The organism is Streptomyces longispororuber (assembly GCF_024448165.1).
Taxonomy (GTDB): domain Bacteria; phylum Actinomycetota; class Actinomycetes; order Streptomycetales; family Streptomycetaceae; genus Streptomyces; species Streptomyces longispororuber_A.
The window spans coordinates 26,660-47,629 of sequence record NZ_JAMOLN010000053.1; the positions used below are offsets into that span (position 1 = coordinate 26,660).

General features: G+C 74.0%; 19 protein-coding genes. 3 read left to right on the top strand and 16 right to left on the bottom strand.

Features of this window, described 5'->3' with window-relative positions; all coding sequences use genetic code 11:
- Positions 1–91: 91 nt before the first annotated feature.
- The 4 genes from M4J07_RS17330 to M4J07_RS17345 all read right to left on the bottom strand — a co-directional run bounded on the left by M4J07_RS17330 (position 92) and on the right by M4J07_RS17345 (position 5,373).
- Positions 92–1,048: an aromatase/cyclase gene (locus tag M4J07_RS17330; RefSeq protein WP_308284755.1), complete on the bottom strand. Its 957-nt coding sequence runs from the start codon at positions 1,046–1,048 to the stop codon at positions 92–94.
- 75 nt (positions 1,049–1,123) lie between these two features.
- Positions 1,124–1,906 (bottom strand): SDR family NAD(P)-dependent oxidoreductase, encoded by a 783-nt coding sequence (locus M4J07_RS17335; protein ID WP_255972850.1) that lies wholly within the window; start codon positions 1,904–1,906, stop codon positions 1,124–1,126.
- 1 nt (position 1,907) lies between these two features.
- Positions 1,908–3,683 carry an FAD-dependent oxidoreductase gene (locus M4J07_RS17340; RefSeq protein WP_255972852.1) on the bottom strand — a complete coding sequence of 592 codons (1,776 nt, stop codon included), beginning with the start codon at positions 3,681–3,683 and terminating at the stop codon, positions 1,908–1,910.
- Positions 3,684–3,768: 85 nt separating this feature from the next.
- Complete coding sequence (locus M4J07_RS17345; protein ID WP_255972854.1) at positions 3,769–5,373, bottom strand: class I adenylate-forming enzyme family protein; 1,605 nt, start codon at positions 5,371–5,373, stop codon at positions 3,769–3,771.
- A gap of 160 nt (positions 5,374–5,533) precedes the next feature.
- Here M4J07_RS17345 and M4J07_RS17350 point away from each other — a divergent pair, with 160 nt between their 5' ends.
- On the top strand, positions 5,534–6,016 hold the full coding sequence (locus M4J07_RS17350) for a nuclear transport factor 2 family protein (RefSeq protein WP_255972856.1): 483 nt from the start codon (positions 5,534–5,536) through the stop codon (positions 6,014–6,016).
- A 39-nt stretch (positions 6,017–6,055) separates the two neighbouring features.
- Here M4J07_RS17350 and M4J07_RS17355 read toward each other — a convergent pair whose 3' ends face one another.
- The 10 genes from M4J07_RS17355 to M4J07_RS17400 all read right to left on the bottom strand — a co-directional run bounded on the left by M4J07_RS17355 (position 6,056) and on the right by M4J07_RS17400 (position 14,922).
- The gene (locus M4J07_RS17355; RefSeq protein WP_255972858.1) at positions 6,056–6,973 is read right to left on the bottom strand and encodes an MBL fold metallo-hydrolase; all 918 of its coding nucleotides are present in this window, start codon (positions 6,971–6,973) and stop codon (positions 6,056–6,058) included.
- 11 nt (positions 6,974–6,984) lie between these two features.
- Complete coding sequence (locus M4J07_RS17360) at positions 6,985–7,248, bottom strand: acyl carrier protein (RefSeq protein WP_255972860.1); 264 nt, start codon at positions 7,246–7,248, stop codon at positions 6,985–6,987.
- An 89-nt stretch (positions 7,249–7,337) separates the two neighbouring features.
- Complete coding sequence (locus tag M4J07_RS17365; protein ID WP_305127822.1) at positions 7,338–8,594, bottom strand: beta-ketoacyl synthase N-terminal-like domain-containing protein; 1,257 nt, start codon at positions 8,592–8,594, stop codon at positions 7,338–7,340.
- Complete coding sequence (locus M4J07_RS17370; protein WP_255972862.1) at positions 8,591–9,856, bottom strand: beta-ketoacyl-[acyl-carrier-protein] synthase family protein; 1,266 nt, start codon at positions 9,854–9,856, stop codon at positions 8,591–8,593. The genes M4J07_RS17365 and M4J07_RS17370 overlap by 4 nt, the downstream gene beginning before the upstream one ends.
- A gap of 53 nt (positions 9,857–9,909) precedes the next feature.
- A complete protein-coding gene (locus tag M4J07_RS17375; protein ID WP_255972863.1) occupies positions 9,910–10,683 on the bottom strand; it encodes a thioesterase II family protein in 774 nt (257 codons plus the stop codon).
- Between the two features lie 75 nt (positions 10,684–10,758).
- The gene (locus M4J07_RS17380) at positions 10,759–11,580 is read right to left on the bottom strand and encodes an AfsR/SARP family transcriptional regulator (RefSeq protein WP_255972865.1); all 822 of its coding nucleotides are present in this window, start codon (positions 11,578–11,580) and stop codon (positions 10,759–10,761) included.
- 102 nt (positions 11,581–11,682) lie between these two features.
- On the bottom strand, positions 11,683–12,543 hold the full coding sequence (locus M4J07_RS17385) for a 4'-phosphopantetheinyl transferase family protein (RefSeq protein WP_255972867.1): 861 nt from the start codon (positions 12,541–12,543) through the stop codon (positions 11,683–11,685).
- 61 nt (positions 12,544–12,604) lie between these two features.
- Positions 12,605–13,348: an acyl carrier protein gene (locus M4J07_RS17390; protein WP_255972868.1), complete on the bottom strand. Its 744-nt coding sequence runs from the start codon at positions 13,346–13,348 to the stop codon at positions 12,605–12,607.
- Positions 13,349–13,398: 50 nt separating this feature from the next.
- Entirely contained in the window at positions 13,399–14,040 is a 642-nt protein-coding gene (locus tag M4J07_RS17395; protein ID WP_255972869.1) for a ScbR family autoregulator-binding transcription factor, read from the bottom strand.
- Between the two features lie 51 nt (positions 14,041–14,091).
- Positions 14,092–14,922 carry an AfsR/SARP family transcriptional regulator gene (locus M4J07_RS17400; protein ID WP_255972870.1) on the bottom strand — a complete coding sequence of 277 codons (831 nt, stop codon included), beginning with the start codon at positions 14,920–14,922 and terminating at the stop codon, positions 14,092–14,094.
- Between the two features lie 397 nt (positions 14,923–15,319).
- Here M4J07_RS17400 and fdxA point away from each other — a divergent pair, with 397 nt between their 5' ends.
- Entirely contained in the window at positions 15,320–15,646 is a 327-nt protein-coding gene (gene fdxA, locus M4J07_RS17405) for a ferredoxin (protein ID WP_255972872.1), read from the top strand.
- 56 nt (positions 15,647–15,702) lie between these two features.
- On the opposite strand, the gene M4J07_RS17410 is transcribed toward fdxA, so the two are convergent.
- Positions 15,703–18,990: a condensation domain-containing protein gene (locus M4J07_RS17410; protein WP_255972874.1), complete on the bottom strand. Its 3,288-nt coding sequence runs from the start codon at positions 18,988–18,990 to the stop codon at positions 15,703–15,705.
- Positions 18,991–19,527: 537 nt separating this feature from the next.
- Here M4J07_RS17410 and M4J07_RS17415 point away from each other — a divergent pair.
- Positions 19,528–20,337 carry a dimethylarginine dimethylaminohydrolase family protein gene (locus M4J07_RS17415; protein ID WP_255972875.1) on the top strand — a complete coding sequence of 270 codons (810 nt, stop codon included), beginning with the start codon at positions 19,528–19,530 and terminating at the stop codon, positions 20,335–20,337.
- A 12-nt stretch (positions 20,338–20,349) separates the two neighbouring features.
- Here the strand turns inward: M4J07_RS17415 and M4J07_RS17420 are convergent, their stop codons facing one another.
- Positions 20,350–20,940 (bottom strand): ScbR family autoregulator-binding transcription factor, encoded by a 591-nt coding sequence (locus M4J07_RS17420; RefSeq protein ID WP_255972877.1) that lies wholly within the window; start codon positions 20,938–20,940, stop codon positions 20,350–20,352.
- Positions 20,941–20,970 lie beyond the last annotated feature (30 nt).

The window sequence follows — 20,970 nt, forward strand, 5'->3', positions numbered from 1 at the left end:
CGTCCTTCCGCCGTGTCGTCCGCGACCAGGCCGGTGCCGCCGGCGTCACCAGCCTGGTCCCCTCGGCTCGAGCGGGGCCGGAGCCTGGACATCACAGCACGTGGATCGCCGATTCGGCGTGCTGCCGGGCCAGTTCGAGCGTGGCGGTGGAGTTCCGGCCGAGCGCCTGGCGCACGTAGCGGCGGGCCGTGGTCAGGTCGGCGGCCGGGCCCAGGACGCGCGTCACGGCCTCCTCGCGCAGCACCACGCTGTGCTGGGACACGACGGTGACGCCCGTCTCGTCGGGCACGACCGACCACTCGCCGGTGTGGGCCTCCATCAGGGCGGGCGTGGTCGTCTGCTTGTAGACGATGCGTCCGGCGTGCGGGAAGCAGATCCGTACCGACTCGGTGGTGTGGGTGCTGCCGTCGGCCGTCAGCGTGTCCATGGACATGATCTGGACGCCGGGGCTGTCCTCGGTGAGGTCGAGGCGGGAGACGTGCGGGATGAGGTCGGGCCAGTCGCCCACGCGGTACAGGAAGTCGTAGACCAGCTCGGCCGGCCCGTTGATCCGTACGGAGTCCTCGAAGGACAGGACGAGTTCGTCCAGACGCGTCCAGCGCTCGGCGAGGCGCTTGATGTTGTCCAGTTCGGCGCGGGAGTTGGTGTCGCAGGCGCTCTCGACCCACGCCACGTCGTCGGGGCGGTCGCCGACGACCGTGAAGTCGTGCAGCAGCGTCAGCAGGCTGGTGCCGCCCGGCCGTTCCTCGACGATCCAGGTCCCGTACATGGTCTCGACGGGCGCCTGCGGCACGGTCTGCCGGAACTCGATCCGCCGCTCCTGGGGGTCCTGCACCCGCTCGGAGATCCACGAGCGGACCTCGCCGTTGGCCGTGGCCCACATCCGCAGCCGCTCATGCGTGCCGTCGAACTCAAGCCGTTCGACGTTCACGTTCGGCGGGAAGTACAGCGGCCACTGCACGGCGTCGGAGATCAGCCCGTAGACGACTCCGGCCGCCGCGTCCACCTGGACGGAGTGCGTGGTGCGATGCACCCGCCCGATCGACACCACGTTCATGTCTTCCTCACTTCTTTGACAGGGACAGAAACAGAGACGGAGATAAGGACAGGGACAGGGACAGGGTCAGTAGTTGCCGAGTCCGCCGCAGACGTTGAGCGCCTGTGCGGTGATCGAGGCGGCGGGCTCGGAGGCCAGGTACGCGACCAGGGCGGCCACCTCCTGGGGCGTGGAGTAGCGGCCGAGCGGGATCTTCGCCTCGAACTGCGTCTGCACGTCCTCCTCGGTGGTGTCCCAGGCGGCCGCGTAGCCCTGCCGCACCCGCTGCGCCATCGGCGTCTCCACGTAGCCGGGGCAGACCGCGTTGACGGTGACGCCGTGCGGGGCGAGCTCCCGGCCGAGGGCCTTGGTGAAGCCGACGACACCGTGCTTGGAGGCGCTGTAGGGGGCGCCGAGCAGGACGCCCTGCTTGCCCGCGGTGGACGCGATGTTGATGATCCGCCCGTACGCGGCGTCGGCCAGGCCGCCGTTCTTGATGACCTCGCGGGTCACCAGGAACACGCTGTTGAGGTTGGTGTCGATGACGTCGTACCAGAGGTCGTCGGAGAGGTCGGCGGTGACGCCGCCGCCGCTGCGCCCGGCGTTGTTGACGAGCACGTTGACGGGTCCGTACGTCTCCACGGCCGCGGCCACGAGGGCGCGCACGGAGTCACGGGAGCGCACGTCGGCGGCCTGCCCCGCGACGTCGAGGCCCTCCGCGCGCAGGTCCGCGACGGTCTGCTTGACGTCCTCCTCGGTGCGGGCGCACAGGAAGACCCGGTGCCCGGTGCGGGCGAGCTGGCGGACCGACTCCAGGCCGATGCCGCTCGTGGCTCCGGTCACCAGGGCGACGGGGTGGTTGTCGGGCATGTCAGTGCTCCTCGAAGTCGTGGGTGGTGGCGCGCAGGGTGGGGGCCGGCTCGCGCCGTGCCTCGTCGGCGAGCGGGACGGGGGCCACCAGCGGGGCCAGGGCGCGGCGCAGGGCCGGCCGGGTGAGCAGGGAGCCGCGGGCCGCGACGTAGCCGTCGGGGCGGACGAGGATCCAGGCGCCGGGGCGCAGGCCGAGCGCGGCGCGCAGCCGCCGGCCGGGGTCGGCGAGCGGCGCGGGGCCGTCGGAGCCGGTGCCGCCGACGGTCCGCACGGACAGCCACTCGCCGTACTGGGCGGCTGCCGTGACGGCGACGCCGACGGGGACGTCGCCCGGTCCGCGGCCGCCCGCGGCGAGCAGCAACGCCCAGCGCGGATCGCGCAGTTCGGCGCGGTAGGCCTCGAAGGCCGGGGCGGCCGGGTCGAGCGGTCCTGGCGCCGGGACCGCGGCGGCGCGGGCGCCCGGGCCGGGAGCGCGGGCCGGCTCGCGGGCGCTCATCAGGACGGAACCGGTGTCCGCGAGGTGGGTGAGCGCGTCGGACTCGGGGGTGGTCAGCGACGACGTGCCGTAGTCGATCTTCAGGCCCGACATGCCGCCCAGCACCTTGCGCTGCACGGCCCGGCGCAGCGGCCGCATGGTGTTCACGACGCGCAGGGCGATGGGCAGGACCACGCCCGCGAGCGCGTTCTTGAACTGGACCAGGGTGGTGGCGGTGCGGGTGGAGCCGAGGAGTGCCGCGCCGATCGGGACGCGCTCCTCGCTGTAGGTCTCCAGCAACTCCCGTCCGGCGTGGCCCTGTTCGACCATGGCCAGCTTCCAGGCGAGGTTGTACGCCTCCTGGATGCCGGTGTTCATGCCCTGCCCGGAGGCGGGGCTGTGCACGTGCGCGGCATCGCCGGCCACCATGACCCGGCCGTCCTGCATCCGCTCCACCATCCGCTGCTGGAAGGTGAACACGGACGTCCAGGTGGCCGTGCCGACCCCGATCCGGTGGCCGAAGCCCGCGCTGAGCTTGGCGGCGAGCAGTTCCTCGGTGCGGCCGGGCCCGGCCGCGGCCGTGGTGGGCACGGTGTCCAGGATCCGCCAGTGTCCTTCGCGGGCGAAGGGCACCATCATCAGGGCCTGGCCGCCGGTGTGCGTCCAGTAGATGCTGTCGGGCTCCACCTCGGTGTCGACGGGCACGTCCGCGAGCATCCACGTCTCGCTGCTCTCGCCGACGAGTTCGAGGCCGAGGCGTTTGCGTACGGTGCTGTGGCCGCCGTCGCAGCCGACCAGCCAGGAAGCCGTGCACACCTCTTCGCGGCCGTCGGCGTGCACCAGGTTCGCGCGCACCGCGGCGGCGTCCTGGGTGAGGTCCGCCAGGCGCACGCCCCATTCGACCCGCACCCCGAGCCGGGCCACCGCCGCGCGCAGCGCCGCCTCGGTCTCGGTCTGCTCGATGATCAGCGTGAAGGGGTAGCGGGTGGGCATCGTCGCGTAGTCGGCCCGCAGCCGCACCCGGCGCCGGCCCCCCGCGTACATGGTGAACGCCTGGTTGCGGCGCCCGCGGGGCAGCACGTCGTCGACGACGCCCATCTGGTCGTACGTCTCCAGGGTGCGCGGATGAGTGGCGACGGCGCGGCTGGTGGCGGCCGGTCCCGGTGCGGCGTCGATCAGCCGCACCCGCAGTCCGCGGCGGGCGAGTTCATGGGCGGCGGCCAGTCCGACGGGGCCCGCGCCGACGACCAGCGCCTGGGTCGCGGGGGCGGGCTCGGCCGGCCGTCCGGCGGGGTTCACCATGGTCTGCTCCAGGGTCGATGGCGGGGCGGGGCGGGGCGGGGCGTGGGGCGCACGCGGACGGTCACGAGGGGCGTCGCGCGGCAGGTCAGGCGGCGGCCCGGTGTCTCAGCTGGGTGCGCACGGAGCGTCGTTCGGGTTTGCCGGTGGGGGTGCGCGGCACGGCGTCGATGGCCTCGGCGAACCGGATCTGCTCGAAGGCGGCGAGGTGCTCGTTGGCCCGGTTGGTGATCGAGTCGAGGACGTCGAGGATGCCGAGGCCCGGCAGGGCGTCGTCGGGGAAGCCCGATCCGGCCGCGGCGCCGTCGGCGAGGATGATGCCCGCCCAGACCAGCGCGCCGTGCTCGGCGTCGGGCCAGTCGGCCACGATGCAGTCGGCGACGCGCGGGTCCTCGCGGATGACCTGCTCGACGCGGCTGGGCGCGACGATCTCGTTGTCGTGCTTGAAGACGTCGGCGAGCCGGTCCACCAGGCGCAGGGCGCCGTCGTCGTCCAGGTAGCCGACGTCGCCGGTGGAGAACCAGCCGTCCGCGTCGATCCTCGTCTCGTGCCCGCCGTCGAGATATCCGGCCATCACCTGCGGCCCCCTGACCTGGACCTCTCCGGTCGACCAGACGTCGACGGGGCGGCGCGTGGTCAGGTCGACGAGCCGGCACTCGGTGCCGGGCACCACGCCGCCGACCATGCCGGGGCGGTAGCGGTCGGGCTGCTGGCAGTGGGTGAGCGGGGAGAGTTCGGCCATGCCGTAGCCCTGGATGACGGGCACGCCGAGCCGTTCGCGCAGCGTGGTCGCCGTCTGCGGGGCGAGCGCCGAACCGCCGGACAGGACGGCGGTGAGCTGCGGCCCGGGGTGGACCGCTCCGGCCAGCCGCCCGTCGTGGGCCAGGGCGTGCAGCCGGGCGGGCAGGCCGTAGTAGTGGGTGGCGCCCGCCTCGGCGGCGACGGCGAGCGACGCGACGGGGTCGGGGTCCTGGCACAGCACCTGGCAGGCACCGGCGTACAGGCCGGAGTTGAGGTGCATCACGTGGTACAGCGGCAGGTGGTTCAGGGTGACCGAGCCGGTGTCCAGGCGGTGGGCGAGGGCGATCTGCTTGGCGTTGGCGACGATGTTGCGGTGGGTCAGGAGCACGCCCTTGGGGCGGCCGGTGGTCCCGGTGGTGAACTGCACGCAGGCGACGGCGCCGGGGTCGGCCGGCGGCGTTCCGGTGGGGCGGGCGGGCGCGCCGGCCAGCGCCTCGTGGAGCGGCACGGTGCCGGCGGGGACCACGCCGTCGGCGGCGTCGGTGACGACGACGGCGCGCAGCGCGGGCAGCTCGGCGCGCAGCTTGGCGAGCAGCCCCGCGGTGGCGGCGGGCACGAGGGCGACCTCCACCCGGGCCGTGCCGAGGACGTGGCGCAGCCCGTCCTCGCCGACCAGCGGGTTGACCAGGACGACGGTGGCGCCGCTGCGGGCGGTGCCGTAGTAGGCGGCGGCGAAGACCGGGTCGAGGACGCCGGCCACGCCGACGCGGGCGCCGGCCGCGCCGCCGAGCTCCTGGTCCAGGTAGGCGGCGATCCGGTCGGCCCACGCGTCGAGTTCGGCGAAGCCGACCGAGCGGGTCGCGGTGCGGATCGCGATCCCGTCCGGGTCGCGCCGGGCGGCGCGCCGCAGCAGTCCGTCGACGGGGAAGTCTGGGTGGGCGAAGTTCGACAACGCTCGTTCTCCTCCGGCTCCGGCTGGGCGGCGTGCGCCACTTGACGCACTCACCGTCCGCCGGGCCGCTTGAGGAATCTTCGAAGAGCGCTCGATCGGCGCCACAGAGAGTGTCGGCATCCAATCCAACGGAACGGTGACGAAGGGACAGGGGCGAGCCATGACCATCGAGGTACTCGTACCTGCCGAACCCGCCTCCTCGCAGGAGGCGTTCGGCGCGCTGTACGCGACGATCCAGCAGTTCTACGCGCACCAGATGCAGCTCTTCGACGACCACGACGCCGAGCGCTGGGCGGGTACGTTCACCGAGGACGCGGTCTTCGTCGTGCCCACGCTCGACCAGCCGGTGCGCGGCCGTGCCTCGCTCGCCGCGAACGTGCGCCGCAACAAGGAGCAGCAGGAGCGCAGCGGTGAGCAGTTGCGGCACTGGATCGGGATGCTCGACGTGCGGCAGCAGGTCGACGGGTCGCTGCGCACGCGGGCCTACGCCCTGGTGTACGCGACGCCGCGCGGCGGCGAGTCGAAGGTGTCGCGGGTGTGCGTCCTGGAGGACGAGCTGGTCCGCTCGCGCGGCAAGTGGCGGGCCCGCTCCCGCCTGGTGACCCGCGACGACCTGGCTCTCGCCACGAGTGCGGCGGCCTGACCGTTCGCGGGCCCGACTGTTCCCGGGCCTGACTGTTTCCTAGGCCCGGCAGACCGGCAGGCCGCCGTGGTGCTCGGCCATCTCGCGGAACAGCGCGGGGATGTCCAGCGGGTCGCCGGGCGCCGCCCCGAGCTCCTCGGCGTAGGCGCGGTGCAGGTTGGGGACGAGCCGCTCGGCGTCGAGCAGGTCGGCGTACGGTCCGGGGCCGGCCTCCCGGGCGGTTTCGAGCGGGGTGAGGCCCGCCGCGACGCCGTCGGCCGCGAGGCGCTGGAGGCGGCGCAGATAGCCCTCGTTGACGTCGAACAGTTCGGGGCCGCCGACCGGGCCGTGGCCGGGCACGACGGTGACGGCGTCCAGGGCGCGCAGCCGGGCGAGGGCGTCGAGGGACCCCGTCACGGAGCCCATCGGGCAGAACGGGGTGGCACCCGCCATCACCAGGTCACCGGTGAACAGCACCCGCTGTTCGGGCAGCCAGACGACGGTGTCGCCGGTGGTGTGCGCGGGCCCCGGGTGCAGCAGCCGGGCGTGTCGCGCGCCCACGTGGAGGTCCATCCGCTCGCGGTAGGTGACGGCGGGCACGACGATCTCCAGATCGCCCCAGCACACGTCGGGCCACAGTCCCGTCAGGTGCGTCCCGGCGGCGGTGGCCTCCTCGCGGGCCCGCTCGTGGCCGACGACGGTGGCCTCGGGGAAGACGAAGTTGCCGAAGGTGTGGTCGCCGTGGAAGTGCGTGTTGACGAGGAACCGCGGGGGCCGTCCGGCCACGAGCAGGACGTGCTCCCTGAGCCGGCGGGCCCGCGCCTCGGTGGCCACCGTGTCGATCAGGAGGCACTCGCCGTCCGAGACGAGGAGCCCGGCGTTGCTCAGGCACCAGCCGCCGTCGGGCTGCACGTAGGCGTGGACGCCGTCGGCGACCTCGCGGAACCGGCCCTTGGCGGGCGCGTGGACCGAACGCACCGCGGCCCCGTTCAGGCCGCGGCGCGCGCGGCCAGCGCGCCGTTGACGAGGTCGAGGTACTGGCGCGGCGTCTGCGCGTCGGCCAGCGCCTCCTCGTCGAGCATCACGTCGTGGTCGCGCTCGACGACGCCGGTGACCTGCAGCAGGGCCAGGGAGTCGTAGCCCAGGTCCAGGAACGAGACGTCCAGGGTGTTCTCGTCCAGGACGGTCCCCTCGTCGCCGCCCGCGGCCTCGCGCAGCAGGACGGCGAGTTCGGTCAGCTCCAGCCGCTCCATGGTGTTCCTCATTCCTCGGTTGCCGGATCTTCGGGGGTCATAGGGGGTCATAGGGGGTCGTGGGGTGGGGCGTCGGGTGGTCGGGGCCGTCAGTGTGCGGCGCGCACGACCGTCGCCGCGTTGAAGCCGCCGCGCCCCCTGGCCAGGACCAGGGCGTGGCGCAGCCGGGCCGGACGCGGGGCGCCGGTGACCAGGTCCAGCGGGCAGTCGTCGGCGACCCGCACGGCGCCGGCCGTCGGCGGGACCACCTGGTCGCGCAGGGCGCACAGGGCGGCCGCCAGGTCGAGCGCGGATCCGCCCGAACCCAGCCGCCCGGTCAGTGACTTGGGGGCGGTGACCGCGACCCCGTACGGGCCGAACAGCTCGGCGAGCGCCGCGGCCTCGGCCCGGTCGGCGTCCCGGTCGCCCGCCGCGTCGGCGAACACCACGTCCACGTCAGCCGGTTCGATCCGGGCGTCGGCGAGGGCGAGCCGGGCCGCGGCGAGCAGCCGTGGCGCGCCGGTGCCGGGCGCCGGGTCGAAGGTGGCGGCGCAGCCCTCGACGGTGCCGAGCACGGCGGCGCCGCGGGCGCGGGCCGCGTCGGCGTCCTCCAGGACCAGCAGGGCGCCGCCCTCGCCTGCCACGTGCCCCGACGCGTCGGCGTCGAACGGCAGATAGGCGCGGTGGGCGTCGGCACGCTCGCTCATGCCGCCCGCGGCGAGCTGCGCGGTCCAGCCCCAGGGGCACAGGGCGGAGTCGAAGCCGCCGGTGAGCACGGCGCGTACGCCGCCGCGGAGCCGGCGGCGGGCCTGCGCCACGGCGTCGAGGCCGCCCGCCTGCTCGCTGACGACGACGCCGCTGGGCCCGCGCAGTCCGTGCTGGATGGACAGCTGGCCGGAGTTGGCGGCGTAGAACCAGGCGAAGGACTGGTAGGCGCCGACGTGCCGGCGGCCCTTGCTCCACAGGGCCTGCAGTTCGCGCTGGCCGAACTCGAAGCCGCCCATGGCGTTGGCGGTGACGACGCCCATCGCGTAGTCGGGCAGGCCGTGCGGGTCCAGGCCGGCGTCGTGCAGGGCCTCGGCGCCCGCCGCCAGCGAGAGCCGTGTCACGCGGTCCGTCTGCGGCAGCAGTTTCGCCGGTACGTGGTCCTCATCGACGAAGTCCGTGACCTCGCCGGCGAGCCTTGCCGGGTATCCGGAGGCGTCGAAGCGGGTGACGGGCGCGATGGCGAGTTCGCCGCGCAGCGTCGCGTCCCACCAGGCCCGTGCGCCGATGCCGCCGGGGGCGACGACGCCGAGTCCGGTGACGGCGGCGGTCATGCCGTGCCACTCGATCAGGCCGGTGTGCTCGGTGGCCACGGCGGTCATGCGGCCACCCCCAGGTGGCGGGTGGTGAGGACCATCGCGCTCTGGAAGCCGCCGAAGCCGCTGCCGACGCTGAGCACGGTGTCGGTGCGCTGTTCGCGTGCGGTCAGCGGCGTGTAGTCGAGGTCGCAGGACGGGTCGGGTTCGTGCAGGTTGGCCGTGGGCGGCACCGTGTCGTGGGCGATGGCCAGGGCGCTGGCGGCGATCTCCAGGGCGCCGATCGCGCCGAGCGAGTGGCCGATCATCGACTTGATGGAGCTGATCGGCACCCGGTGGGCGTGCTGCCCCAGGCTCGTCTTGAACGCGGCCGTCTCGTGCATGTCGTTCTGCTTGGTGCCCGAGCCGTGGGCGTTGACGTAGTCGACGGCGGTGGCGGCCAGCCGGGCCTCGTCGAGGGCGAGCCGGATGGCCTCGGCCATCTCGCCGCCGTCCAGCCGCAGTCCGGTCATGTGGTACGCGTTGGAGCGGGTCGCGAACCCGGCGATCTCCGCGTAGATGCGGGCGCCGCGCCGGACCGCGCGGTCGTGCTCCTCCAGGACGAGCACGGCGCTGCCCTCGCCGAGCACGAACCCGTTGCGGGTCCGGTCGAAGGGCCGGGAGGCGGTGGCCGGCTCGTCGTTGTGCACGGAGGTGGCGCGGATCGCGTCGAACGAGGCCAGGGTGATGGGTGTGATGGGGGCCTCGGCGGCGCCCGCCACCATGAGGTCGGCGCTGCCCTCGCGGATCAGCTCGACGGCGTGGCCGAGCGCGTCGAGCCCGGAGGTGCAGCCGGTGGAGACGACGCCGACCGGCCCCAACGCGCCGGTGTCGCGCGCCACTTCGGCGGCGACGGAGCTCGGCGCAAGGTAGTCGCCGAGCCGGGCCTCGGCCCGGGTGTGGTCCAGGAGCCACCGGCTGCCCGACTCGCTGACGTGCGCGTACACCTCGTCGAGGCCGCTGCTGCAGCCGACGGCCGTGCCCAGGGACACGCCGGTGCGCTCGCCGTCGGCGGCGAGGGCGAGGCCACTGTCGGCGACCGCTTCCCTGGCCGCGACGAGGGCGAACTGGGCGACGCGGTCCAGTCGGTGCGCCTCGGCGGGGGCGAAGCCGTGGTCGGCCGGGTCGAAGTCGGCCTCCGCGGCGATCTGCGAGCGGAAGCCGGCGGCGTCGAACAGGGTGATGCGGCGGGTCGCGGTGCGTCCCTCGGACAGCAGCGACCAGAACTCCCGGGTGCCCGTGCCGCCGGGCGCGACCACCCCGATTCCGGTGATGACGACTCGTCTCATCGGTTGCCCCCTCATGTCGATCGGTTCCGGTTGCGGTGCTGGTCCCGCGCCGGTCACCGGCCGGCCGGGACGGGCGCGAGGCGCGTCACGGCGCGGCTCGCGCGGCCGAGCAGGCGGGGCAGTTCGCGACCCCGTACGAAGAAGTGGTCGCCCGGCACGGTGCGCAGGGCGAAGGGGCCGGTGGTCCAGCGCCGCCAGCCGGCCATGGTGGCGGCCGGGGCGAGCGGGTCGTCCCGGCCCGCGACGGCCACCACCGGCACGTCGAGCGGTCCGGCGGGCGACGGCCTGCGGGCCGCGGTGCGCAGGGCGTCGGCGAGCAGGAGGTCGTCCCGGAGCACGGGCAGCACCATCCGGTGCCACAGGCTGCCGGGCGCCGCGCCTCCGGGGAACGCCGCGAAGTCGCCGAGCAGGCCCAGCAGTTCCTCGTCGGGGGCCCGGCCGGCCTTGGCCAGGGCGAGGCTGGTGTCCGGCGGCGGGCAGGCGCCGACGACGAGCAGGGCGGGGGCGGGCAGCGCCATCTCGCGCAGGGCCCGGGTGAGCGTGAGGGCGACCAGGGCGCCGAGGCTGTGCCCGTAGACCAGGTACGGGGCGGACGGGTCGGCGGTGCCGGTGATGTCGTCGGCCCCGGTGAAGTGGGGCAGCAGGTCGGCCAGCAGGGCGTCGGGTCCGGTGACGCGCGGCTCGCGGCGCCGGGTGTCGCGGCCGGGCAGCAGGTGCGGCACGGTCCGCGCGCCGGGACCGAGGTCGCGGCGCCAGCCCGCGAAGGAGGAGACGCCCGCCCCTGCGTGGGCGAAGCAGTGGACCCGGAGCGGCTGTTCGTCGGACATGCGGCGTACTCCTCGGGGTCGGACCGGACTGAGGTGGGGGTGAAGTGCCGGGCGCGTCTCGTCGGGCGCCCCGGCTCAGGCCGCGTAGAGGTTGAAGGTGGAGCCGCGGCGCGGTCCGCACAGGACGTCGAGGGCCGGGTCGACGGCGAGCATCGCCTGGTGCAGGCGCTGCAGTTGGGGCGAGGGTTCGACGCCGAGGTCCTCGACGAGCCGCAGCCGGAGCTTGCGGTAGACGTCGAGGGCGGTGGCCTGGCGTCCCGAGCGGTAGAGGGCCACCATCGCCTGCGAGTGCAGTCCCTCGTGCTGGGGGTGGCGGGCGATCAGGTCGGCGAGCTCGGCGATGACCTCGGAGTGCCGGCCGAGCCGCAGGTCGGCGTCGATGCGGCGCTCGACGGTGACGAGGCGGCTCTCCTCCAGGCGCATGACCTCGATCTCCAGGATCGGCCCGGTGCTCACGTCCACCAGGGCGGTGCCCTCCCACATGCCGAGCGCGTCGCGGAACCGCGCGGCGGCCTGCTCGTCGTCACCGGCTTCGAACGACGTCTGTCCGGCGGTGACCAGCTGCTCGTACCGGTGTACGTCGACGCACTCCGGGGACACCTGCAGCAGGTAGCCGCCGTGTCGCGTGGCGAGCACCTCCTTGGCACTGCCGGGTGCGCCGGGCCCCATCGCTGTGCCGAGGCGCCGGCGCAGCTGCAGGATGTACGTCTGCAGCGTGGTCATCGCGCTCTGGGGCATGTTGCTGCCCCAGATCTCCTCCATGAGCGTGGACACGGGGACGACCCGGCCCGGATAGAACGACAAGAGCGCGAGGATCTGCCTCGGCTTGCCGGCGGTCGGCACGATGGACACTCCGTTGACGTCGGCGCTCAACGGGCCCAGAACCTGAATCTGCACGGCTTCCTCCCATACCCGATCGAGTCCGCGGTGGTTCGATACCACCGGCGCGTCGCACGGTAGCCGTGATGTCCCGGCCACTCTTCGTATCTCCACTGCGGTTCAAGTCCGGCTCCACGGCGCCCGGTCGGCGTCCTGGCCGGGCGCTCCCACGGGCGGCGGCAGCACGACGCGCCGCGGTGCGCTGCGGCTCCACGGGAAGCCGTGGTGCAGGTCGAGGACGGGCTCCTCGTCGGGGCTCGTCATGACGGTGACGGCGACGAGCACGCCGGGTTCCGGCTCCAGTTCGGCGAAGCGCCACTGTCCCGGCGGTTCGTCGTCGGGCGGCCGGAAGGCGAGCACGCCCTCGTCGTCGGCGAGCGTGAACGCGAAGGAGTCGAAGGCGAGTCCGAGCCCGAGCCCGCGCGCCTTGGCGTAGGCCTCCTTCAGCGTCCACAGCCGCAGGATCCTGCGGTCGCGGTCCCGGCCGGGGGCGGCCCGCGCGACCCACGCCGCCTCCTCGGGCGCGAAGCTCTCGACGATGGCGTCGATGCTCCGGTCCCGGTCGAGACGTTCCACGTCGACGCCGATACGGTGCCGGCGCACCACGCCGAGCAGGTTGTACCCGCCCGCGTGCGACAGGTTGAAGTCCAGTTCGCGGCCGCCGCGCGGCAGTCCCTCCACGGGTTTGCGCAGGAACGGCCGGCCCCGCGAGGAGCGCCACAGCACGGCCTCGGCCTCGGGAACGCCGCTCTCCAGGGCCAGGACGCGGCGGACGAGCGCGTGCGCCACCAGGTACTGGCGCCGGTCGCGGTCGAACAGGAACCGTCCGGCGGTCTCCTGTTCCTGCTCGTCCAGCCAGTTCGTCGCGAGCGTGGCGGCGATGGCCGGGGCGAGCGCCTCGTTGGGGCAGAACCAGAGCTGGACGGGCGCCGCGGGCCGGGCCATCCGCTCGGGCCGGTCCACCAGTGCGGGAGACGTCATGCGTCCGGCTCTCTCCCCCGTCGGGCGGGTATGTGGTCGTGGTCCATGTCCGTGCGCCGCCTCAGTCCTGTCGGGGCATCAGGGTGAGCGCCTCGTCGACGGTCATCCGCCCGTCGCGCACCGCGTCGAGCAGTTCCTCCAGCGGCATCGGCGCGGCGGCCCTGGCCTGCGCCACGGCGACCGGGTCGGGGCCGACCGGCAGCTGCGCGGCGATGTGGGCGGCCAGCGCGGTGAGGTTGGGGTGGTCGTACAGGACGCCGTCGCGCTCGCGCAGCCCGTAGACGAGGTTGATGACGGAGACGAACTCGGCGGCGAGTCCGGTGTCCACGCCGAGGCCGGTGAAGGACTCGGCGGTGTCGATGTCCCACGGGTCGCAGCACAGGATGCGGGCGACCTCCTCGCGCAGCACGTCGAGGACGGGCGGCGCGGGTACGGAGACCGGCGGCGCGGGCGTCTCGGGCGCGGGGGCGGCGGGCGGCAGCGGTGCCGGGACCGCGGGCGACGACGCGGGCAGCGCGGAGGACGGCGCCGTCTCGCGCGCCAGGTAGCGGGCGAAGTCCAGCGGTGTCGGGTGGTCGATCAGCGTGGCGGGCTTGATCGCGGTGCCGTAGTGCAGGTTCAGGGTGGCCACGTACTCGACGGAGAGCAGCGAGTCGACGCCGCAGGTGCGGAAGGTCTGCTCGGGGTCGATCTTCTCCGGCTTGATGCGCAGGACGTCGGCGAGCATGCGCACGATCTGGGCCAGCGTGTCGGCCTCGTGGGCGGCGGGCGCCGCCGTGAGGGCGATCTGTCGTTCACGGGGCATGGGGGCTCCAATGGTCCTGGGTCCTGGGTCCTGGATGTGCGGTGCGCGGGTCACGTGACGTCCGCCGGAGCGGGGACGTGGTCAGGCGCTTGCGTGCGGTACCAGACGGCTTCGTCCGGCGGTACGAGCAGGGTGAGGAGGAGGTCCCACGACGCGGCGAGCCGCCTCGCGAGTTCGTCGGCGGACAGCGTCTTGGCCACAGCGGCCAGCCAGCACACCGTCGCCCACAGCAGCGTCGCCGCTCCCTCGCTGCGGCCGGCGGCCCGCAGGTCGCCCGCCTCGCCGGCCCGCCGGAGCAGGCGCAGCACCTCGCGGTTCCACACCCGGTAGAAGTCGGTGACCGGGGGGACCCGGTCGACGCATTCGTGGGTGATCCGCAGTCCGGCACCGACCAGCGGGTCCTCGCGCAGGGCGCGGGCCAGCCAGTGCGTCATGTCGATGAGTACTTGTACGGGCGGGGTGCCGGCGTCCTCCTGACTCCGCAGGAAGCCGACGAGCCTGGCGCCGCCCTCCTGTTGCACCGCGTCGGCGAGCTCGTCCTTGGAGGCGAAGTGGAAGTACAGCGCCCCCTTCGTCACGCCCGTGACCGCGACGATCCGGCCGAGCGTGGCGCTGGCGTAGCCGTGCTCGGCGAACATGCGCGCGCCCGCCTGGATCAGGTTGTCCCGTGTCCGTTCCGACCTGGCCTGCATCGCGGCTCATTTCTCCCGATTCTCAAGGGCCCAGAACCCCGGGTGCCGGCCTCAGCCGACCCGGGTCAGTCGCTCGCGGTCGGCGCCGAGCGTCTCGGTGGTGTGCTCCGGATTGGCCATCAGGATCGAGCGCTGCAGTCGGCGCAGGCCGGCGGAGGGCTCAAGTCCCAGCTCGCGTACGAGGGTTGCCCGCAGCCGCTGGTACACGTCGAGCGCCTCGCTGCGGCGCCCCGAGCGGTGCAGGGCGAGCATGAACTGGGCGTGCAGGTTCTCGTGCGTGCGGTAGCGGCTGACCAGGACGGTCAGTTCGCCGAGGAGCTCGCGGTGCCGGCCGAGCCGCAGGTCGGCCTCGATGCGCTGGTCGAGCGCGCAGAGCCGGGTCTCGTCCAGGCGCCGGGTCTGCATCTCCAGCTGCGGTCCCGCCTGTACGTCGGCGAGCGCGGAGCCGGTCCACAGCGCGAGGGCGTCACCCAGCTCGCGGGCCGCGCGCGGGAAGTCGCCGCCGTCCATGGCCCGGTAGCCGAGCCCGGCGAGCCGGTCGAACTCGCGGACGTCGCTGGAGCCGCCGGAGGTGTGCAGCACGTAGCCGCCCGGAGCGGTGGCGAGCACGTCCTTGGGCGAACGCGCCGGCGTGCCCTCCGGGTCCTTCTCCAGCGCGGTCGCGATCATCTCCCGCAGTTGCAGGACGTAGGTCTGCAGGGTGGTCCGCGCGCTGCGCGGCGGGCAGTCCCCCCAGAGTTCCTCTATGAGCGAGGCGACGGGCACCACCTGGTCGGCGTGCAACGCCAGCAGGGCCAGTACCTGTCGCGGCTTCGGTGCCCGCGGGGTCACCGAGACCCCGTTCTCCCTCACGGCCAACGTGCCCAGTACTTCGATGTCCACGCCGTTTCCCCTCTTCGTGCATGAGTCATCAGTCACCCGAGGCCGCGTCCAGATCCATGTCTCGGTACGTTGAGTTAAAAACAGGACGGACGGTTTGTCAATATCAAACCGACCGTGCTGTTTTAATAGTTCCTCATGAGGCCTCGAGGATCCCTCAGGTGCCCAGATTGCTTACGTAAGCTGCCAAAACCGGGCATACAAGGCCGAGAAGAACCGCGGAAGTTGCCACAGAGGCAACCTGAAAGCGCAGATAAAGAGACCTCTTGGTCTGTTCTTGGGGAACTTTACGGGTCGATAACCCAACTCCCCTGCCCCACGGGACGATCAGCGCTCTAGCTCCTCACGAGTCCCGGCCGGTCGAATGACCACGCCCGTCCGACTGCCGAGGAGTCGCCCCATGACGTACGTGATCGCGCAGCCCTGTGTCGACGTCAAGGACAAGGCCTGCATCGAGGAATGCCCCGTGGACTGCATCTACGAAGGCCCGCGGATGCTGTACGTGCACCCCGACGAGTGCGTCGACTGCGGCGCCTGCGAACCGGTCTGTCCCGTCGAGGCGATCTTCTACGAGGACGATCTGCCGCAGCAGTGGGCCGCGTTCGGGCCCGCCGCCGTCGAGGTGTTCGGCGAGGCCGGCTCCCCGGGCGGGGCCTCCGCGTCGGGGCCGCTGGGCAGCGACCACCCCGTGGTCGACCGCCCCTCCCCCGCCGCCGCGTCCGCCTGACCGGCCGGGCGGTGGTCCGGGGCCCTGACCGCCGCGGGACCGCCACGACAGGTCGCTCAGACCTCCTCGGGCCGCCGGGCCGCCTCGCCCAGCAGGCGCGCCAGATCGCCGACCGCCTCGTCGGTGCCGGTGTCCGCCGTCAGCACGACGGTCCGGATGCTGCACCCGTCCGCCGCCAGCCGGCGGGCCGTCTCGTAGGCACCCGCGCCGCCGCCGGAGAACGCGACGAGCAGCAGCGGCCGCCCCGCCTCGGCCAGCGCGCCCAGCGCCCCGTGCCAGGCCCTCGGCCCCTCCGGTGACAGGCGCAGCAGGATCACCGTCTGCGGCCCCGCGTACTGCCGGGACAGCCGCGCGTACCAGGCCCTGGGCACGCCAGGGGACGGCACCAGACAGATGACTCCGCTCCCGCTCTCCCCCTGCCGCAGCGTCACGAAGGAGGGCCGGGCGGCCGCCGTGACCGACAGTTCGTCGAGCAGTTCGCCGATGGGCGTCGACTCGTCGGCCTCGTGCGGCAGTTCGCGCAGCAGGTCGGCGCAGTCGGTCAGCAGACCGGTGCCGTCGGCCAGCCTGGCCCGGTCGTGGATCACGGACAGGACGAGGCCGCCGGCCCCGTCGCGGCGCGAGACCAGCGTGACCGGGAAGGCGTTCGCGGCGCCCGTGGTCTCCGGGAACTCCATGCGGATGCCGTGCGCGGCGAACGAGGGTTCCAGCCGGCGCAGCGGGTCGAGGCCACTCTCGAAGACGAGCAGGCTCTCGGTGGTCGGATCGTGCCCGGACGGCCCGTCGGGCACCGTGCCGGTCCAGTCGTGGATCTGACCGGCCGACACCCACTCGTACGACGACAGGTCGATGGCCTGGTCCCGCAGGGCGGCCAGCAGGTCGGGCACCGTCGCGGTGGGGTCGACGTCGACCGAGACCGGCAGCGAGTTGCGCAGTGCGCCGGGCAGCAGTTCCACGCCCTCCAGCGGGATGCCGCGCCCGGACACCGCCACGCTGAACCGCACCGGCAGCGAGCCGTCCGCGCCGGCCGCCCGGTAGAGCAGCAGCGCCCAGGCGGCCTGCAGCGCACCGCTCTCCGTGGCGCCCCAGCGGGCGGCCCACGCGTCGAGCCGGGCGGCCTCGGCGGAGGTGAGCCGCACCCGGGCCCGTCCCGAACCGGTCTGCCAGGCGACCGGCGACGCGGTGACGTGCGCCGACACCGAGGCCGCCGGGCGCAGTTCGGAGCGCAGCCAGAAGTCCCGGGCCGCGGCGAGGTCCTGGGCCTCCAGCCAGCGCGCGTAGTCGCGGACGTCCGGGCGCCGGTCGCCGCCGGGCAGCGGGCCGTCCGCCAAGTAGGCGCGGCAGAACTCCGCGACGAGCAGGCGCACGCTCCAGGTGTCGATCAGCGCCAGGTGGTAGGTGAGCAGCACCCGGGTGGCCGGTACGTCCGTGCCGTCGTCCCGGGGACCGTCGAGCAGCGTGATCCGCAGGGGTCCTGGGGACCGCGGGTCGAGCCCGCGCCGCCGGTCGTCCACGAAGGCGTCGGGCCGGGCGCCCGCGCGGGTCATCCGCACGACCTCCGGCACGATCCGGTCATGGATGGTGATCATGGGGTCGGGGCCGTGGTCGAAGGCGGCCCGCAGCGCGGCCTCCCGGTCGAAGACGGACTGCCAGGCGGCCCGGAACCTGACGAGGTCGAGCGGCCCGTGCCAGACCCAGCTGAGCTGCTCGATCTGCCGCCCGGTGCCGGGGTGCGCGTCGGCGTCGGCCAGCAGTTCGTGCTGCACCGGGCTCGCGGAGACGGTGCTCGTCGTGGCCGGCGGGGTGCCCCTGCCGCCCGCCAGTTCGTCCAGGACCTCGCGCAGCACGGCGAGCAGCCGCTCGGCGGAGTCCTCGCCGACGTCGTCGCGGGCGGCGGGCAGCCGGTCGAGCCCGACGCACAGCCGGCCGCTCCTGACCCTGGCGTCGACGTCCAGGGCGTACGGGACGGCGCCGCGCCGCGGCTGGCGGGCCGCGCGGACGTGCGCGTCCGGGGTGAACCGGACCAGTACCGGCACGGGTTCGCGCAGCGCGAGCCGGAGCATCGGGTCGGGGGCGTACTCGCGGCACGCGCCGAACGAGCCGCGCCCCAGGTCGCCGAGGCCCGCGGCGACGCGGGCGATGAACTGGCGCGCGTTGTCGTCGTGCCTGCCGTCCAGCAGGACGGGTTCGGTCTCGACGAGCGGTCCGACGGTCCGGGCGAGCGCCGGGCCGCCCTGCCGTCCGTCGACGCACACGTCGAAGGAGGCCCGCTCGGTGCCGCGCCACCGGATGAGCGCCAGCCCCATGGCGCCGGTGAGGAGTTGGGCGGGGGTGAGGCCGAAGCGCCGGGGCACGGCGCCGGTGAGCCGCCGGGTGGCCGCCCGGCCCAGCGCGAAGCCGGGGTGGCGGCGCGGTTCGCCGGGGGGCAGCGGGACGCGGGGGCGCAGCGCGCGGGTGGCGGCGCGGCCCTCGGCGACGGCGTGCCAGCGGTCGGTCTCGCGGGGATCGGTGGCCAGCACGGGCAGCGCGGCGCTCCAGTCCGTGTACCGCACGTCCTCGGCCGCGGGTTCCTCGTCGGGCCGGTCGAGCGCCGCCCGCAGGTCGGCCGTCAGGATGTCCAACGAGAGCTGGTCGGCCACGAGTTCGTGGGCCACCACCACGAGCCGGCGCCGCTTGCGCAGCAGCAGGGCGCACAGGGTGCGGCCGGTGGCGGGGTCGAGCCGGCGGGCGGCGGCGGCGACGGCCTCGTGCTCGCGGGCCCGCGGGACGTCGACGAGGTCGGTGCACTCGGGCGCGGGGACGAGCGGCACGGCGTGGATGCCGCCGCCCTCCTGGGTGTCGATCCGGGCGCCGAGCAGCGGGTGCGCCCTGGCCAGGGCGCGCAGGGCGGCGTCCACGGCGGCCGGGTCGAACGGCTCGGCCGCGTTCAGGGCCCGTACGAGGTGCGGTCCCGGCGGGTCCTCGGCGCGCCGGACCAGGTCGAGCTGGGCCGGGGCGAGCGGGACGGCGGGTCCGCCGCGGGCGGTGAGCAGGTCGGCGACGAGGCCGGCCGGGAAGACGTCGGGGTGCTGTGCCGCGGCGTCCGGCCCTGCGGTGGGCCGCGGCTCGACGTGCAGCAGGTGGTGGTCGGGGCCCAGCCGTTGCAGGCTGTGGCGCCAGGGTCCGCCACCCGCGGTGCGCGTGGCGGCGTGGTCGAGGGCGGCGGAGACCCGGCCCTCGGCCAGTGGCCCCCGGACCTCCAGGACCGGGGTGTCGTGCTGGGACTGCTGGCCCGGGTCGACGACCACGGTCATCGACACATCGGTGCAGCGCTCGGCGGTGGCACGGCCGTAGCTCATCGGCATCCGGGGCGGGGCCCCTACCCCCTCTCACGCTCACGCAGCGAAACGCTTTCGCCCTGCTCAGCAAGGTAGCGGCGGTGGCGCGGCGCGTCCGATTCCTCCAGCGCCGCTGGAGCGCACCCCGATCGGGCCTCAGCCGGAGGACCGCCCGGGCACGGAGATCCGCGGGTGGATACGGGCTGAACACGCACCGAATGCGGACGGAACGAGAGGCGTGGCCCGCCCTCCTGACGGGGGAATGAGGAGGACGGGCCGCGAGGCGGGTTCGCCGCCGAGCACTACTGTGCGCCCGCGTTCTCGAAGGGTGCCTGAGTCCCGGTACAGCGGGCGGCTCCGCCCCCGCCCCCAGCTCATCACGGGCGGGCGGCCGCGTGGGCTGTCCCGCCGGCGGGACGGCACCGGGTGATCGGGTCCGTTGAAGAGCGCTCCGCGGTCTGGCGATACTCGCCGTCCGTCACGAGCGCGAACTCCCGTGACAGGCAAGGAAATTGACGGCCGACTCCCGGCACCCCGTGCGCCGCAAGCCTTCTGGAGGCCTCTTTGAACTCGGAACTGCTGATGTGCGATGCCACGCATTTCCGCATCGACTACGTCATCAACCCGTACATGGACACCGGCATCCAGCCGGACAGCCTGGCCGTCCTCGCCGAGCACGAGGCCATCGAGAAGGCGCACGTCGCGGCCGGCCGGATCGTCACGCGCATGGAGTCCGCGCGGGAGTGCCCGGACATGGTGTACACGGCCAACGGGGCCTTCGTGAGCGACCGCCGTGCGGTCCTCGGCGCGCCGCCGGCCGCCCGCCGCCCCGAGATCCCGCACTTCCGGGCCTGGCTCAGGGGCCGCGGCTTCGACGTGCTGGACGCGCCGTACGACTTCAGCGGCCAGGGCGACGCGCTGCCGTGCGGATCCCTGCTGTTCGCGGGGTACGGGCAGCGCACCGACCGCCGGATGCACGGGGTGCTGGCCGATGTGCTCGGGTACGAGGTGGTGCCGCTGCGCACGACCAGTGAGCAGTGGTACGACCTGGATCTCGCGCTCGCGGTGATCGACGCGCGCACGGTCGCGTACTGCCCGCAGGCGCTGGACGCCCCGAGCGGTCAGCGCCTGCGCGAGCTGGGCCTCGACCTGGTCGAGGTGAGCGTCGAGGAGGCGAGCACGTTCGCCCTGAACCTGATCAGCGACGGCTCGACGGTGACCATGACCACGGGCGCGCCGCGCCTTCGCGACACGCTGCGCGAGCGCGGCCTCGACGTGGTCGAGCTCGACACCACCGAGCTGCGCAAGGGGGGTGGCGGTGTGCGCTGCACCGCCCTCACGCTGGACAACCGGCTGCCGTCGCGGGCGCGTTGAGCGGTTCCGCCCTCACCCGCTCCGGGGCAGGGCGGACACCAGGACGTGCTCGGGTGCGAGGCCGGGCAGCAGCAGCTCCCAGAAACCGGCGATCCGCCGCTCTGCGAGCCACTGCGGGTCTCCCCCGGCCAGCACCTCGATGCCGACGGTCACCGCCACGACCGCCGCGGCGGCGACGTCCGGTGACACGCCGGGTGCCAGGTGTCCCTCCGCCTCGGCGCGGTGGAGCGTCTCCTCCACCCAGGTGTGCCAGGTACGCACCAGTCCGGCATCGGCCCCCAGGGCGTGTTCGGCGCTGAGGTCGAACCCGGCCCGGACCACGATGTCGTCGGAGAGACAGGCCACCAGCCGGTGCGTCGCGTCGACGAGTGCCTGCAGGGCACTCGTCGACGCGCTCCCCGAGAGCCGGACGAGCTCGTGGATCACGTCGGTGGCCGCTTCCTCGACCGCCTGGGCGAGCGCCTTCTTGTTCTCGAAGTGGAAGTGCAGCGCTCCGTTGCTGACACCTGCCCGCTTGCTGATCGTCGCGAGCGAGGAGGGCACGTAGCCCTCTTCCGCGAACACCGCGGCCGCGGCGTCGATCAGCGATTTCCTCGTGCGCACCGCACGTTCCTGCTTGACCATTCAACTTCT